Origin of the sequence: Rathayibacter sp. AY1F4, from assembly GCF_002931775.1 — a bacterium.
In the GTDB taxonomy this organism is placed as follows: Bacteria; Actinomycetota; Actinomycetes; order Actinomycetales; family Microbacteriaceae; genus Rathayibacter.
In genome coordinates this window covers 1-15,305 of the sequence record NZ_PSVE01000016.1, presented here as the reverse complement: position 1 = coordinate 15,305, position 15,305 = coordinate 1, and the positions used below count along the sequence as shown (strand labels likewise).

Below are 15,305 nucleotides of genomic sequence, written 5' to 3'. Positions count from 1 at the left end.
GCGGACCCCGCACGACGACACCCGATCGACACCTCCCGCGCCTCGGCGCACGACAACGGCCGCGGACACCCGGCCAGGAGCAGTGATGACAGATCCCGCCTTCGCCGTCCTCGACGACCTCATCGCCGCCCTCGAGCGTCCCGGCTCGATCGACCCCGGCCTGAGCCGCTCCGTCGCCGTGCAGGCCGCCGTCCTCCGGCTCCCGTCGCCCCGCACCATGCACCGTCCGCGCCCGACGAGCCGCTTCACGGGCCGTCGCCTCGTGCGCCCGGGCAGCGCAGCCAGGCGGGCTCCCGCGCGTCACCGCGTCGTGGTCCCCGCCGGTCCGGCGGAGCGTCGCTCCGAGCGGAGCCGACGGCTAAAATGGGCGCGGTGACCGACTCCGACGCTCTCTGCGACCCGTATCTGCGCGGGTATCCGATCGACGGCGTCGCGATCTCCACGGTCGGCAGCCCCTTCGGTGGCGAGACCGTCGCCGCGAGCGACAGCACCGCGAGCCGGCTGGACGAGATCCAGATCGACCTCGGCGAGGGCCCGTGCTGGGAGGCGATCCGCGCTGCCGGCCCCGTCTCGGTGCCGGACACCGGCGCGGAGGAGCGCTGGCCGCTCTTCACCGAGGCGATCGGCCCCACGGCGGTGCGCGCGGTCTTCGCCTTCCCGCTCTCGATCGCGGGGCTCTCGATCGGCGCGGTCGACCTCTACTCCCGCCGCCCGACGTCGCTCAGCGACTCCCTCCTCGGCCGGATCAGCGCCTCGACCACCGCGACGGCGCTGCTGGTGCTTGCCGCGGTGCTGCGCGACAACGAGGTCGAGGAGAGCACGAATCCGCGCTCGCGACGCGTGGTGCACCAGGCGACCGGCATGATCATCGCGCGCTACGGCAGCACGGCCGAGGAGGCGCAGCTGCTGCTGCGCGCCCACGCCTTCGCCCAGCAGCGCTCCGTCGTCGATGTCGCCTCCGGCATCGTGGCCCGGCACGACGGGTTCCCCGACCGCCCTCTCACCGCCCAGGACGACACATGGTGACGAACTCCCGCGAGCGCAGCGTCATCCAGACGTTCGTCGCCCTCTCCGACACGCTGGTCGACGACTACGACGTCGTCGACTTCACCCAGACCCTCGTGGAGAGCAGCGCGACCCTCTTCGACGCCGTCTCGGCGGGGCTCGTCCTCGCCGACTCCACCGGCTCCCTCGAGGTGCTCGCCTCCACGGACGAGGACACCCGGCTGATCGAGCTGCTCCAGCTCGATAGCGGGTCGGGCCCGTGCATCCAGTGCTTCGAGACCGGGCGGCCGGTGATTGTCGAGGACGCCCGTGCCGTGGGCGAGGAGTGGGCGGAGTTCCGGACGCTGGCGGTCGAGCTCGACGTGCTCTCGGCGCACTGCGTGCCGATGCGGTCGGCGGGGACGACGATCGGCTCCCTCAACCTCTTCCAGGCCCGGCCGGGGCGGCTCGATCCGGACGACATCGCGGTCGTGCAGGCGTTCGCCGACGTCGCGACGATCGGGATCCTGCACCAGCGTGCGCTCCAGCAGAGCACGGTCACCCAGGAGCAGCTGCAGCACGCCCTCGACAGCCGGGTGCTGATCGAGCAGGCGAAGGGGATCCTCGCCTACGCCCACCGCACCACGGTCGAGCAGGCCTTCGAGGTGCTGCGGGTCCGCGCGCGAGCGACGTCGACCCCGATCACGACGCTCGCCCAGGAGATCATCCGCGACTACCGGCGCTGACGCTCCGCGCCCGCGGAGCAGGAGCGGGGCGCATCCGCGCCGACGGCGCCGCGGCTCGGAGCTCAGTACTCGTTCTCGAGCTCCCACGTCGCGCGGGGGTCGACGTCCGAGGCGGGCACCGGTCCGCCCGCACTGTCGAGCGCGTCGAGGCGCTCGAGGATCTCGGCGCTCGACTCCGCCGCTGCGCTACCGGTCCCTGCGACCACCAGGGGGACGCCGAGCCCGACGGTGAGCGTCACGACGGAGGAGGGGGCCGAGTCGTCGGCGACGCTGACCGTGCTCATCCGGTGCTGCTGCGCGAGCGCGAGCGAGTAGCGGACGACGGCGTCGGCGGTCGCGTCGTCGAGGGAGAGGGAGCCTCCGGTGTGGAAGAGCGTCGTCATGGTCAAGTCCTCGCAGGGCAGGCGGATGGGCATGGTTCCGTCACCGGGGCCAGGATGCGGTGCGTTCACGCTACGCTCCGGGCGCTCGCGGGTGCAGGCCTTGCGCCGAATCGGGCCCCTGTCACATGATTCGCTCCCGATGCCGGAGCAATTCCCCCATGGCTCTGAGGCGGACCACATGTTAACGTGAACACACGCGTCGGTCCCCTCGGCTCGACGCATCCCTCCCCTGAAGGAAAGGTCTCGACGATGAGACGACGCTCCCCGGAGCCCCCTGCCGCCGCGCCTCGGCGCCGCGTGCGATCCCTCTTCCTCTCCGCTCTCGCCTGCACGAGCGTCGCCCTCACCGGCGCTCTCGTCCCCGTCTCGGCGCAGGCCGTCGACGTCCCTGCGCCCACCGCGCACTACGACATGTCGCACGCCGGCTCGGCCCTGCTCGACATCTCGGGCAACGGACGCAACGCCACCCTGACCGGCCTCACCGACGCGTCCTTCGCGAACGCCGGCGGCGACCAGGTCGCCCGGTTCAAGAACGACGGCTACGCGAGCCTCCCCCAGGGCCTGGTCACCGGAGCCGACAACGCGTTCGCCGTCGAGTACACGGTGAAGACGCAGACCACCGCCAACCAGTTCGGCTGGGTCATCGGCGACGGCGTCGGCCCGTGGAACACCACGCAGCTCGGCAACCACGTCTTCGTGAACCCGCGCAACCCCGATGGCTCGCCCAGCGGACAGGTCCTCGCGGGCATCCGCGTCAAGGAGCCCACCAGCAACGGCGAGACCCGCATGCCGTTCGGCGGCACGCTGAACCCCGGGTTCACGACGCTCACGCTCGTCGGCACCGGCACGGGGTCGAGCACCGTGCTGACCCTCTACCGCGACGGCACGCAGATCTCGACCGCGAACACCACGAAGTCGATGGCGAGCATCGTCCCGACCGGGTCCACGCTCGGCTACCTCGGCCGCTCGCTCTACTCCGGCGACGCGCTCGTGACCGCCGACGTCACCGACGTGAAGTTCTGGGACACCTCCCTCACCGCCGAGCAGGTCGCCTCGAGCATGCCGACCGCCGCGGCGAAGGCGTCCGCGACCTCCGCCCTGCTGCGCTCGGACATCCAGCCCGTCCTGCTGGCCGGCAACCCGTCGCTGACCCAGGTCTCCTCGAACCTGACGCTGCCCGCCTCCAGCAGCGGCGTCCCGCTCACCTGGACCTCCTCGAACAGCGCGGTCGTCTCGGCCACCGGCGTCGTCTCGCGCTCGATCGCGCAGAACACCCCGGTCACCCTGACGGCGACCACCGCCCAGGGCGCGACGATCGCCTTCGAGGTGGTCGTGCTCGCCCCGAGCATCAACGACGACCTCGACGCGCTGAAGCTCGCCACGCGCACCACCGAGAACCTCCCCCTCGCGGTGAAGGGCGCCCGGAACGGCACCGACATCACCTGGACCTCCTCGGACCCGGCCCTCGTCACGCCGACGAACACCTCCTACGCGGCTCCGGCGGTCGGCGCGGCCGACCCCTACCGCGGCGGCGGCGTCGTCACCCGGCCGGCCTACGGCTCCGGGGACAGGACCGTCACCCTCACCGCCACGGCCACCCTCAACGGCGTCACCGAGACGCGCGCCTTCACGCTGACGGTCGCCGAGCTCGGCCGCACCGCTCCCGACGCGGGCTACGCCTCGGCGTACTTCAAGTCGGACGGCGACGAGAAGATCTACCAGGCCGCGACCTCGGGCAACGACTTCTTCACCTTCTCGCCGGTCAACGGCGGCAAGGCGGTCATCACCTCGACGACCGACACGAAGGGCCTGCGCGACCCGTTCATCCTCCGCTCGCACAACGGCGACAAGTACTACATGGTCGCCACCGACCTCTGCATCTCCTGCGGCACCGGCTGGGGCGACGCCCAGTCCAAGGGCAGCCTGAAGATCGAGGTCTGGGAGTCGACCGACCTGGTGCAGTGGACCCGCACCAACGGCGCCGACACCGGCATCACGGTGAACCAGCCGGCCGCCGGAATGACCTGGGCGCCCGAGGCGTACTGGGACGACGCCCTGCAGTCCTACGTCGTGTTCTTCTCCTCGCGCCTCTACTCCGACGCGACGAAGACCAACAGCGACAAGCTCTACTCCCGCGTCTTCTCCGTGATCACCCGCGACTTCCGCACCTTCACCGCTCCTCCCGCCACCTGGCAGGACACCGGCTACGCGCGGATCGACTCGACGATCACGAAGATCGGCGACTACTACTACCGCTTCACCAAGAACGAGGAGGGCGGCGCCGCCGGAACCCTCGAGGCCGGGAAGGACATCTTCCTCGAGAAGTCGAAGGTCCTGACCGCCGGGACGACCTCCTCCAACTGGAGCGCCGACCCGAACACCACCTGGCAGCTCACCGACACCCGGATGACCTCGCTCGAGACCGGCCAGGCCGGTGAGGGACCCGAGATCATCAAGCTGAACGCGGGCGACCCGAACGACACCACCGGCACGGGCGACGGCTACGCCTTCCTCGTCGACAACTACGGCGACGGCGGCTACAAGGCCTTCCTCACCTCCGGAGCGGCCATCGCCGGCAGCTCGCAGACGAACCGCCTCTCGCAGTCGGCCGACTGGAACGTCTCGCCCAAGAGCCGCGCCGGCCTCCCGGCCAGCCCGCGGCACGGCGCGTTCGTGAGCGTCCCGCAGACGGTCCTCACCGCCATGAAGAACTGGACCGGCGTCACCGCCGTCGACTCCACCACGAGCCTCACCGCCGACGGCCGCACGGTCACGGCGACGGTCGCGGCGGCCGACAAGGGCGACGTCGTCGGCTCGGTCACCTTCACCGGCGGCTCGTGGACCTCGACCGTCCCGCTCTCCGGCGGCTCGGCGAGCGTCTCGGTCCCGGCGGGCGTGACCGGCGTCACGGCCTCCTACACCGGGTACGCGGACAAGCTGGTGCGCACGTCGGTCTCGGCCGTCGTCCCGCTGGACACCCTCGAGCTCGTCCCCGCGGTCGCCACGCGCTGCGTCGCCGGCAAGATCGTGCTCACCGCGACCGTGAAGAACACCGACACCGCTGCCGCGGACGTCACGATCACCTCGGCCTACGGCTCGAAGTCGTTCACCGCGGTCGCACCCGGATCGTCCGCCTCCGCCGCCTTCACCACCCGCCTGGCCTCGATGCCGGCCGGCACGGTGACGGTGACCGGATCGGCGACCGGCCAGCCCGCGTTCACCGCGACGGTCCCCGTGGCCGCCGCGCGCTGCTGACGCACTGACGACGAAGGGCCCCCTCCTGCGCTCGCGCGGGAGGGGGCCCTTCGTCGTCCCGGGTCAGACGGTGGGAGCGAGCAGGTCCGCGTGGTGGACGGCCGCCACGTTCGGGTGGGCCCGGAGGCGGTAGCGCAGCGCGTTCTCGCCGTAGGTCTCGAGGATCGGCGCGTTCGTCGGGTCGACCGAGAGGCCGGACTTGAGCTCCTCGGGCAGCGGGAGCGAGGGCATGGTGGCCGAGAGCGCGGGATTGAAGAAGAACGGGATCGAGATCCGGTCCGTTCCGATCAGCGGCGAGATCACGCGGTGCAGCGTCGCCTTGAGGTAGCCGCCCGTGGCGAGCTCCAGCATCTCGCCGATGTTGACGACGAACGCGCCCTCCATCGCGGGTGCCTCGATCCACGAGCCGTCGTGCTCGACCTGCAGGCCGCCCTTGCCGGGCTCGACCAGCAGCAGCGTCAGCACGCCGCCGTCGCGGTGCGCGCCCACGCCCTGCTTGGGCTCCGGGTCGGAGGTGCCCGGGTAGCGGACGACCTTCACCAGCGAGAACGGCCGCTCGGCGAACGCCTCGTCGAACACGTCCTCCGGGGCGTCGAGCGCGACGGCCCAGGTGCGCAGCAGCCGGATCGCGACCGCGGCGAGCTCCGCGTGCCAGCGCTCGAAGACCTCGCGGAACTCCGGCAGCGCCTCGGGCCAGAGGTTCGGCCCTTCGAGGCGCTCGTAGTCGGCGACGCCGGGCCCGGCGGGAACGGCCGGTCGGTCGATGCCGATGTCGACCTGCTCGCGGTAGTCGACGTCGCCGTTGGTGAGCTCGGCGCCGAAGCGGGTGTAGCCGCGGAACTGCGGACTGAGGGTGTTCTCGATCGCGAGCTTCTCCTCCTCCGGCAGGTCGAAGAAGCGGCGGGAGACGGCGACGACGTCGTCGAGGAGGCCCTGCGGCACGCCGTGGCCGACGAGGTAGAAGAAGCCCACGTCGTGCGTGGTCTCCCGGAGGTCGCGGCGGAAGGCGGCGGCCTCCGCCTCCCCCCGGTCGAGGCGGGACAGGTCGAGGATCGGCAGGGAATCGGTCATGCACCGACTCTCGCGCACGAACCTGCACAGCAGTCGATTGTTACGACAACCAAAACGGCGGGCCCCGCCACGGCGCGGAAGAGGGTTCCTCCGCGCCGCGACCGGGCCCGCCGTGAGCGCCGAGTGTTACGGCGTGGGCATGCCGCCGTTGACGTGCAGCGTCTCGCCGACGACGTAGCTCGACTCCGGGGAGGCGAGGAACACGTAGGCGGGAGCGAGCTCGGCCGGCTGCCCCCAGCGTCCGAGCGGCGTCTGCGAGCCGACCTCGGGCAGCTTGTCGGACGGCTGACCGCCCGCGGTCTGCAGCGGCGTCCAGATCGGGCCCGGGGCGACGACGTTCACGCGGATGCCCTTGGGCGCGAGCTGCTGCGCGAGCGCCTTCGAGAACGTGTTGATCGTGGCCTTCGTGCTGGCGTAGTCGACCAGCATCGGCGACGGCTGGTAGGCCTGGATCGATGAGGTGCTGATGATCGCGGAGCCGGGGGCGAGGTGCGGCACGGCCGCCTTCGTCATCCAGAACATCGCGTAGACGTTGGTCTTGAAGGTCTCGTCGAACTGCTCGTCCGAGAGCTCGAGGAAGTCCTCGACGTGCTGCTGCTTGCCCGCGTTGTTGACGAGGATGTCCAGTCCGCCGAGGCCCTCGACGGCCTTCGCGACGGCGCCCACGGCGAAGTCGTGGTCGGTGATGTCGCCGGGGATGGCCACGGCGGTGCGGCCGGCCTCCTCGATCAGCGCGACGACCTTCTTCGCGTCGGACTCCTCCTCGGGGAGGTAGACGATCGCGACGTCGGCGCCCTCGCGGGCGTAGGCGATGGCGACGGCCGCGCCGATGCCCGAGTCGCCTCCGGTGACGAGCGCCTTGCGCCCGGTGAGGCGGCCGGAGCCGCGGTAGGTCGACTCGCCGCGGTCGGCGGGGTCGTCCATCTTCGAGTCGAGGCCGGAGCCCTCCTGGTACTGGGCCTCCGTGTCGATGTCGGCGAACATCGCGGTCGGGTCTTGGAACGTGTACTGGTCGTTCTGCGGGGTCTGGTCGTTCTGCGAAGTCATGTCTCGACGCTAGGCGCGCGGGATCGGCGGCCGCGCGTGCTTGACAGCCCCGATCCGCCAGGACACAGGAGGTCTTCAGGAGCCGCGGAGCCCCCCGGATCGGGGAGAATGGTGCGGTGACCCGCGACGACTCCCTGTCCTTCGACACCACGGCGCCGCTGCCCGGCTGGCAGCACGCCTACTCCGGCAAGGTGCGCGACCTCTACACCCCCGACGACGCCGACCCCGTGCTCGGCGCCGACCGCATGCTCGTCGTCGCCAGCGACCGGGTCAGCGCGTACGACGCGGTCCTCGAGCCCGGGATCCCCGGCAAGGGCGAGCTGCTGACCACGCTCTCCCTCTGGTGGTTCGCGCAGCTCGCCGACGTCCCGAACCACCTGATCCCGGGCGACATCCCCGAGGCGGTCCGCGGCCGGTCGATGCTGGTGAAGACGCTCGACATGTTCCCGATCGAGTGCGTCGTGCGCGGCTACCTCTCCGGCAGCGGCTGGAAGGAGTACCGGGAGACGGGCTCAGTCTGCGGCGTCCCGCTCCCCGAGGGCCTCCACGACGGCGACGCGCTCCCCGAGCCGATCTACACCCCCGCGTGGAAGGCCCCGCAGGGCGAGCACGACGAGAACATCACCTTCGAGCGCACGGTCGAGATCGTCGGGGAGGAGGCCGCGGAGGCGCTGCGCACCCTCTCGCTCGCCGTCTTCCGCGAGGCGTCCACCATCGCCCTGGCCCGCGGCGTGCTGCTGGCCGACACGAAGTTCGAGTTCGGGGTCGACCGCGGGACCGGAGTCGTCACCCTCGGCGACGAGGTCCTCACGAGCGACTCCTCCCGTTACTGGGACGCCGACGACTACGACGCCGGCATCCGCGGCCGCTCGTTCGACAAGCAGATCGTGCGCGACTGGCTCTCCGACAACTGGGACGGCCAGGGCCTCCCGCCGACCCTCCCGTCCGAGATCGTCGAGCGCACGGCCGCGCGCTACCGCGAGCTCATCGAGCGCCTCACGCGCTGAGGCACCGGAACGACCGGTGGACGATCACCACCCTCGCGTCCGGCTGGAGGCCCGCGGCGAGGATCCGGACGAGGCGCGGCACAGCCTCGCGCGGCTCTACAACGGCGACGAGTGGCGCGCCGCCACCACCGCGGCCGACTTCAGCTACCGCTACGCCGCCATCGGCGACGGCGGGATGACCCTCCGCACCTCGCGGATGTCCGGGCGCCTCGCGGGCGGCGTGGGTGACTCGGACGATGTCGTCGTGCAGTGGATCGTGGGCGGCTCCGGCCGGATCGACGTCGGCCGCGCCTCGATCGCGATGGAGGAGAACCGTCCCGTCCTCTTCCCCGTCGGCCGGCCGTTCGCCTTCGACTACGTCGACTTCGACCAGCGCCTGGTGCACCTCGACCGGGGAGTGGTCGACCGCGTCGCCGGCGAGCGGGGCCTCGTCGGGTCCCTCGTCTTCGACCCCGAGCACCGCCCCGACACCGCGGCGATCCGCCGCTGGCGCACGGCCGTCGCCGACTCCGCCCGCGCGCTGCGCAGCGAGCGCGTCGAGCCGCTGCTCTGGGACGAGCTCACCCGTGCCACGGCCTCCGCCCTGCTCGACCTCTACCCCCCGGAGTCGGCGCCGGTCCCGCCGGAGCTCCTCGCCCCCCGGAACGCGCGGGTCCGGACGGCCGTCGAGTACGTGCACGCCCACTGCAGCGAGCCGATCGGCCCGGCCGAGATGGCGGCGGCGTCGGGCCTGACCGTCCGGGGCCTGCAGTCCGCGTTCCAGCGGGTGCTCGGGATGCGCCCGATCGCCTACCTGCGCCTGGTGCGGCTCGACCGCGCCCGAGTGGAGCTGGCGGCGAGCCCGCCCCACGGGACGACGGTCGCCGCCGTCGCCCGGCACTGGGGCTTCGGGAACGCGGGCCGCTTCAGCGCGGCCTATTCCGAGCGGTTCGGCGAGTCGCCGAGCGCCACCCTGCAGAGCTGATCAGTCGACGAGCTCGGGCGGCGGCTGCCCCTCGAGGATGCGGCTGAGGCCGTCGAGCAGCACCGCGACGGTCGCGGCCTCCGATTCGGGCACCTTCGCGACCATCGCGCGGATCTGCTCGTAGGTCGGGTCGTCGGTGCCGACGATGGCCTTCTGTGCGCGCTCCGTCAGGCAGAGGATGCGGCCGCGGCCGTCGGACGGGTCGGGAGTGCGGTCCACGTAGCCGGCGCGGGCGAGGCGGTCGACGAGGAGGGAGACGGCCGCCGTCGTGATCGACAGGGCCGCGGACAGGTCGACGGCGCGGACGATCTCGTCGCGCCGCTCCCCGACCCCGATCAGCCGCAGGGCCGCGAGATCCGTGGCGCCTATGCCCAGGCGGCGCTCCACGCGGCCGTCGTAGTCGCGCTCCGCCGTGCGCAATCGCGTGAGCAGGGCGAACAGGTCTGGCCGAGCGTCCATCGAGGTGCACCTTCCGAGCGGCAGGCGCCCCGGACGGGAACTCGCTGCACCCATCGAACCACTTCTCCGGCGATCGGACGGCGTGTGTCCCGAAAGCGCAGTCGGCGCCGAGACTGTTAGTCAACCGACTTAGCAATACCTAGTGTCGACGGTGCGGCACGCCTTCCGTGCGCCGCCGACGGTGAGGAGGTGCGCTCGATGGGACGACTGCTCTACGGCGCACCGGCCAGCTCGCACGCCTTCGAGGACCGCGCCCTGGCCCACCTCCAGACCGTGATCACCTCACGGTTCCGCCGCGGCGAGGGCTTCCTCCTGACGATCGAGGACGCCGAGGGCCGCCGCTCCGAACTGTGGCTCCACCCCGGCATCCCCACCCGCTACGAGTACGACGGCACCGCCGCGATCGAGCTGAACCCGCACTGGCTGCGCGAGCTCTCGAACGCCTCGAACGGCCGCCTCGGCCTCCACCTCCTCCCCGAAACCTCGTCGCCCGACGACCTCTCCGTGAAGAAGATCCCCGCATGAGCGACCACAACGGCACACTGTTCCGGCGCGGAGGCACCGTCCGCTTCGTCCGCTGGATCTCCTCCCGCGACGGCGGCTGGGCCCCCGAGATCGTGCAGGGGCGCTACCTCGAGCGCGACGACCGCGGCTGGCTGGTCGAGATCGAGGGCACCCCGACGGTGCTCGCGAAGGACGACTGGGCCGTCTACCGCTGACCGGCCGTGCGCTCGGCGTACTGTTGAGCAGGTGCGTTCTCGTGATCGCCGCGGCATCACCTCGGCTCCCCTCCTCCTGACGACCATCGGAACGACGAGCCTCGTCTTCCTCTGCGCGTTCGAGTCGCTCGCCGTGACGACGATCATGCCGATCGTCAGCGCCGACCTCGACGGTCGTGCCCTCTACCCACTGGCCTTCGCGGCGACGCTCGCCGCCGCCGTGGTCGGGATGGTCGCGGCCGGCTCCTCGGCCGACCGCCGCGGCCCGACGCCGTCGCTCGTGGTCGCGATCCTGCTCTTCACCCTGGGTCTCGTCGCCGCGGGTGCCGCGCAGTCGATGCCGGTCTTCGTGGCGGCCCGCCTGCTGCAGGGGCTGGGCAGCGGAGGGATCACCGTCACCCTCTACGTGCTCGTCGCGCGGGTCTACCCGAGCGAGCTGCATCCGAGGATCTTCGGCGCCTTCGCCGCGGCCTGGGTCGTGCCGTCGCTGGTGGGGCCGCTGGTGGCCGGAGTCGTCGCCGAGCTCGTGAGCTGGCACTGGGTCTTCTTCGGAGTCGTCGCCCTGGTGGCCCTCGCGAGCGCTGCGATCGCGCCGACGCTCCGCTCGCTCGAGCCGCGCGAGCGCCTCCCCTTCGATCGCCGGGCCGTCGGCCGCATCGCCCGCGCCGTGGTCGTCTCGGCCGGAGTCGTCGTGCTGAGCACGAGCGCCGAGCTCGCGCCCGATCTCGCCGGGCTCCTGGCCGCGGCCGCCGTGGTGGTCGTGGTCGTGGCGGTTCGCGCGCTCCTGCCCGACGGCACGCTGCGCGCTCGGGGCGTCCTGCCGTCGGTGATCCTCCTCCGCGCCCTCGTCGCCGCGGCGTTCTTCGGCACCGAGGTCTACCTGCCGCTGCTGCTCTCGGAGCAGTACGGCCTGCCGCCCTGGCTCTCGGGCGCCATGCTCACCGCGGGCGCCGTCTCCTGGGCTCTCGGCTCGAACATCCAGGGACGCCCGGGTACCCGCCTCAGCCACGGCGGAGCGATGCGGCTCGGCACGTCGCTCGTGCTCGCCGGCATCGGAGTCGTGCTGCTCGTCACGGTGCTCGCCCTCAGCCCGATCGTCGCGGGCGTGGGCTGGTTCCTGGCCGGCGGCGGCATGGGCACGATGTTCCCGCGGATGGGGACGATGACGCTCGCGCTCTCCGCTCCGGGCCGGGAGGGCTTCAACAGCTCGGCCCTGCAGATCGCCGACTCGACCGGCGCCTCGGTCTCCCTCGCGCTGACGGGCCTCCTCGCGGCGGCGGTCACCGGCCTGATCGGGGCCGGGACCGGGGTCTTCGCCGCGACCTTCTCGTACGCCGCGCTGATCGCGATCGTCGCGGTCGGTCTGGCCCGCCGGCTCGACGGGCTCCTGCGCCGCGAGGGACGCCGGGAGCCCGCCGAGCAGGCTCAGCTGTAGAGCGACTCCGGCACGTCGAGGCCGTAGATCGCGCGGCCGGACGACCAGATCACCGAGCAGGCGGCCCGGAGCAGATCGGTCGCGTCATCGCCGGCGTCCACGATCACCACGGAGTCGCCGTCGAGGCGGACCTTGGCGCCGCGGACGGCGTGCGTGCCGTTCCGCGAGACCGTCGTCGCCGGGTAGGGCAGGTGCAGCTCGCGCAGGTCGCCGAGGATGTACGTCGGCCGGAGCTTGGGCTCCGCGGCGAGGAGCTGCTTGGCCCGGTCGATCCCGGTGAGCACGTGGGCGCTCTCCATGTCTGCGCCGTTCGCGCCGGCGATGTCGGTGTCGAGCCGGTCGCCGAGGAACAGCGGGTTCGTCGAGCCGAAGCGCGCGGTCGCCGCGTCGAAGATGGCCCGCTCGGGCTTGCCCGCGACGACCGGGAGCCGACCGACCGCGGTGTGCACGGCCGAGACGAGGGTCCCGTTGCCCGGGGCGATGCCGCGGGCGACGGGGATCGTCCAGTCGGTGTTCGTCGCGACCCACGGGATCCCCGTGTGGAGCGCGAACGAGGCCTCGGCCAGCTGCTCCCAGCCGACCGTGGGTGCGAAGCCCTGGATGACCGCCGCCGGCGAGTCCTCCGCGCTGCGCGTCACGGTGAACCCGGCGCGCTCGACCTCGGAGGTGAGGCCCTCCGCCCCGACGACGAGGATCGTCGAGCCGGCCGGCACCAGGTCGGCGAGCAGCACGACCGCCGCCTGGGGGGAGGTGACGACGTCCTCGGGCCGGACGCTCAGCCCCAGCTCGGAGAGGTGCCCGGCGACGGACGCGTCCGTGCGGGAGGCGTTGTTGGTGATGTAGCCGACCCGCAGCGTCTCGGCCGCGCGGTTGAGGCTCTCCACCGCGAAGGGGATCGCGTCGGCGCCCTTGTAGACGACCCCGTCGAGGTCGGCCAGGACGGAGTCGCGGCCGTCGAGCGGAGTGGGCTCAGTCCTGCTGCTGCGGAACATCGGCGTCCTCCTCGGTGGTGTCGGCGGATTCGACCGACTCGTCGGCGGTCGGGTCAGCCGAGTCGAGAGCCTCATCCGGGTCCGTCTCGGCGAGATCGTCGGACTCGAGGGACTCGTCCGCGAAGGTCGGCTCGTCCGTGTCGACGAGGTCGGCCTCGGCGTCAGCGGTCGCAGCGGCGTCGTCCGCGTCCGCGTCGTCATCGTCGGCGATCTCCTCGGAGACGGTCCGGTGGACCTCGTCCTCGTCCGCGTCGTCGACGGCGGTCGGGCCGTCCTCGTCGTCCAGGTAGTCGTCCGCGTCGTCGACCGCGGTCCCTTCCTCGGCGCGATCGGGAGCGGACGCGGCGCCGGCCGACTCGTGCTCCTCCTCGATCACCTCGATCGTCTCGTCGTCACCGCCGCCCTCGGCCGCGAAGACGGCCTGCGCCGCGATGTCGGCGCGACGCTGCCACTCCGCGGCCTCGTCGGAACGGCCGACCTCGTCGAGGACGAGTGCGTAGGCAGCGAAGAGATCCGGGCTGTACGAGAACGCGCGGTCCGGGTCGAGCTGCGGGATCTCGAGCTCCATGAGAGCGAGCTCCGCCTGCCCGAGGTCGAGGCGGGCGCCGGACATGGCGATCGCCAGCGACACCTGCGCGCCGGGGCTCAGCGTGGTGCGGTCGATCGACCGTCCCAGCTCGAGCGCCTTGTCGGGTCGGCCGACGCCGCGCTCGGAGTCGACCATCAGCGGCACCTGCTCGTCCGAGCCGGAGATCCGACGGAAGGTCCGCAGCTCGCGCAGCGCCAGGGCGAAGTCGCCCGTCGCGTACGCCGAGATGGCCAGCGACTCGCGGACCACGGCGATGCGTCCCGCGCGACGAGCCGCCGAGAGCACGTGGCGGTGCGCCAGCTCGGGGTCCTCCTCGAGGAGGCGGCCGGCCATCACCAGGTGACGGGCGACCCATTCGGCGTTGTCCTTCGAGAGCGTGCGCAGCTCGTTGCGGGCGACCTTGTCGAGGTCCTTGGCCTGCACGTCGTCCGGAAGGTCCGGGTCGTCGTGGCGCGGACGCACCGACTGGAGGGAGCGCCGCTCGCGCTCCTCCTCGGTGAGCTCCGGCTCCTCGCGGGGGCCGCCGCGTCCGCCGCCGAAGCCCTCGCGTCCGCGTCCGCCGCCCTGGCGGTCTCCGCCGCCCCGACGATCGTCCGACCACGGCCTGCTTCCCCCATCGCGCGATCCACCGCGGAATGGCGGACGCGAGTCCCCGTCACGCTGCGGACGAGAGTCGCCACCACCACGGTAGGAAGGGCGGGAGTCACCATCCCGCTGCGGACGCGAATCTCCACCTCCACGGTAAGGAGGCCGGGAGTCCCCGTCACGCTGGGGACGCGAGTCGCCACCGCGATAAGGAGGCCGAGAGTCACCGTCCCGCTGCGGACGCGAGTCGCCACCGCGATAGGGAGGACGCGAGTCACCGTCCCGCTGCGGACGGGAGTCCCCACCTCCACGGTAAGGAGGACGGGAGTCCCCATCGCGCTGAGGACGGGAATCCCCACCCCCGCGGTAAGGAGGACGAGAGTCACTGTCACGCTGCGGACGCGAATCGCCACCGCCACGGTACGGAGGACGGGAGTCCCCATCACGCTGCGGACGGGAATCGCCGCCACCACGGTACGGAGGACGCGAGTCCCCATCACGCTGCGGACGCGAATCGCCACCGCCACGGTACGGAGGACGCGAGTCCCCATCACGCTGCGGACGGGAATCCCCACCACCACGGTACGGAGGACGCGAGTCCCCATCACGCTGCGGACGCGAATCGCCACCGCCACGGTACGGAGGACGCGAGTCACCATCACGCTGCGGACGGGAGTCGCCACCGCCACGATAGGGAGGACGAGCATCACCGTCGCGGCGGGGGCGGGAATCGCCCGAGCCCCCGCGATCGTTCGAGGAGCGGCCGGGGCCGCCGGCGCGAGGCGGCCGCTCGTCACGACGTCCGGAGTCCCGGTCGTTGCGGTCGGATCCTGAGTCGTCCATGCGTTCCTCGCCTGTCGTGGTGATGCTCTGTGGAGTTGACCCGCCCGAGGGCGGGGAGGACGGCCGTAACCGTCGCACCACCCTAACCCGCACCGCGCTCCAGTGAGCAGCGGGGATCCGAGGTGGTGGTTAAACAGCGATGGCCACCCATTTCTGGGTGGCCATCGTGAATGGTGTCCGGCGGTGTCCTACTCTCCCACAGGGTCCCCCCTGCAGTACCATCGGC

The 15,305-nt window shown here is 72.0% G+C and carries 15 protein-coding genes; 9 read left to right on the top strand and 6 right to left on the bottom strand.

The annotated features are described in order from the left end of the window. Positions 1-85: 85 nt before the first annotated feature. Genes C5C59_RS11130 through C5C59_RS11120 form a run of 3 tightly spaced genes read left to right on the top strand, consistent with a single transcriptional unit; the run spans position 86 to position 1,730 of the window. The gene (locus C5C59_RS11130) at positions 86-376 is read left to right on the top strand and encodes a hypothetical protein (RefSeq protein WP_104233816.1); all 291 of its coding nucleotides are present in this window, start codon (positions 86-88) and stop codon (positions 374-376) included. Then, the gene (locus C5C59_RS11125) at positions 373-1,026 is read left to right on the top strand and encodes a GAF and ANTAR domain-containing protein (RefSeq protein WP_146079593.1); all 654 of its coding nucleotides are present in this window, start codon (positions 373-375) and stop codon (positions 1,024-1,026) included. Before C5C59_RS11130 ends, C5C59_RS11125 begins: the two co-directional genes overlap by 4 nt. Further along, positions 1,020-1,730, top strand: a complete 711-nt coding sequence (locus tag C5C59_RS11120; protein WP_104239019.1) for a GAF and ANTAR domain-containing protein — start codon at positions 1,020-1,022, stop codon at positions 1,728-1,730. The genes C5C59_RS11125 and C5C59_RS11120 overlap by 7 nt, the downstream gene beginning before the upstream one ends. A 62-nt stretch (positions 1,731-1,792) precedes the next feature. Here the strand turns inward: C5C59_RS11120 and C5C59_RS11115 are convergent, their stop codons facing one another. Beyond that, positions 1,793-2,113 (bottom strand): hypothetical protein, encoded by a 321-nt coding sequence (locus C5C59_RS11115; RefSeq protein WP_104239020.1) that lies wholly within the window; start codon positions 2,111-2,113, stop codon positions 1,793-1,795. Positions 2,114-2,410: 297 nt separating this feature from the next. On the opposite strand from C5C59_RS11115, the gene C5C59_RS11110 reads away from it, so the two are divergent. Then, positions 2,411-5,368, top strand: a complete 2,958-nt coding sequence (locus C5C59_RS11110; RefSeq protein WP_258062730.1) for an immunoglobulin-like domain-containing protein — start codon at positions 2,411-2,413, stop codon at positions 5,366-5,368. Positions 5,369-5,431: 63 nt separating this feature from the next. Here C5C59_RS11110 and C5C59_RS11105 read toward each other — a convergent pair whose 3' ends face one another. Both C5C59_RS11105 and C5C59_RS11100 read right to left on the bottom strand, forming a co-directional pair. Next, positions 5,432-6,439 carry an isopenicillin N synthase family oxygenase gene (locus tag C5C59_RS11105; RefSeq protein ID WP_104239021.1) on the bottom strand — a complete coding sequence of 336 codons (1,008 nt, stop codon included), beginning with the start codon at positions 6,437-6,439 and terminating at the stop codon, positions 5,432-5,434. Between the two features lie 126 nt (positions 6,440-6,565). After that, the gene (locus C5C59_RS11100; protein ID WP_104223791.1) at positions 6,566-7,486 is read right to left on the bottom strand and encodes a glucose 1-dehydrogenase; all 921 of its coding nucleotides are present in this window, start codon (positions 7,484-7,486) and stop codon (positions 6,566-6,568) included. A 116-nt stretch (positions 7,487-7,602) separates the two neighbouring features. Here C5C59_RS11100 and C5C59_RS11095 point away from each other — a divergent pair, with 116 nt between their 5' ends. Both C5C59_RS11095 and C5C59_RS11090 read left to right on the top strand, forming a co-directional pair. Then, a complete protein-coding gene (locus C5C59_RS11095) occupies positions 7,603-8,493 on the top strand; it encodes a phosphoribosylaminoimidazolesuccinocarboxamide synthase (protein ID WP_258062729.1) in 891 nt (296 codons plus the stop codon). Positions 8,494-8,509: 16 nt separating this feature from the next. Next, positions 8,510-9,457 (top strand): helix-turn-helix transcriptional regulator, encoded by a 948-nt coding sequence (locus C5C59_RS11090; protein WP_104239022.1) that lies wholly within the window; start codon positions 8,510-8,512, stop codon positions 9,455-9,457. Here C5C59_RS11090 and C5C59_RS11085 read toward each other — a convergent pair whose 3' ends face one another. Beyond that, positions 9,458-9,916, bottom strand: a complete 459-nt coding sequence (locus C5C59_RS11085; protein ID WP_159940166.1) for a MarR family winged helix-turn-helix transcriptional regulator — start codon at positions 9,914-9,916, stop codon at positions 9,458-9,460. 198 nt (positions 9,917-10,114) lie between these two features. Here C5C59_RS11085 and C5C59_RS11080 point away from each other — a divergent pair, with 198 nt between their 5' ends. Genes C5C59_RS11080 through C5C59_RS11070 form a run of 3 tightly spaced genes read left to right on the top strand, consistent with a single transcriptional unit; the run spans position 10,115 to position 12,070 of the window. Next, positions 10,115-10,441, top strand: a complete 327-nt coding sequence (locus C5C59_RS11080) for a hypothetical protein (RefSeq protein ID WP_104239024.1) — start codon at positions 10,115-10,117, stop codon at positions 10,439-10,441. Beyond that, on the top strand, positions 10,438-10,635 hold the full coding sequence (locus C5C59_RS11075; RefSeq protein WP_068256013.1) for a hypothetical protein: 198 nt from the start codon (positions 10,438-10,440) through the stop codon (positions 10,633-10,635). The genes C5C59_RS11080 and C5C59_RS11075 overlap by 4 nt, the downstream gene beginning before the upstream one ends. Positions 10,636-10,666: 31 nt before the next feature. After that, positions 10,667-12,070, top strand: a complete 1,404-nt coding sequence (locus C5C59_RS11070; RefSeq protein WP_258062728.1) for an MFS transporter — start codon at positions 10,667-10,669, stop codon at positions 12,068-12,070. On the opposite strand, the gene C5C59_RS11065 is transcribed toward C5C59_RS11070, so the two are convergent. Then, entirely contained in the window at positions 12,061-13,062 is a 1,002-nt protein-coding gene (locus C5C59_RS11065; protein WP_104226795.1) for an HAD-IIA family hydrolase, read from the bottom strand. The two genes, C5C59_RS11070 and C5C59_RS11065, sit on opposite strands and share 10 nt — an antisense overlap. Beyond that, a complete protein-coding gene (locus C5C59_RS17315) occupies positions 13,040-14,113 on the bottom strand; it encodes a hypothetical protein (RefSeq protein ID WP_258062727.1) in 1,074 nt (357 codons plus the stop codon). The genes C5C59_RS11065 and C5C59_RS17315 overlap by 23 nt, the downstream gene beginning before the upstream one ends. Positions 14,114-15,305: the final 1,192 nt, after the last annotated feature.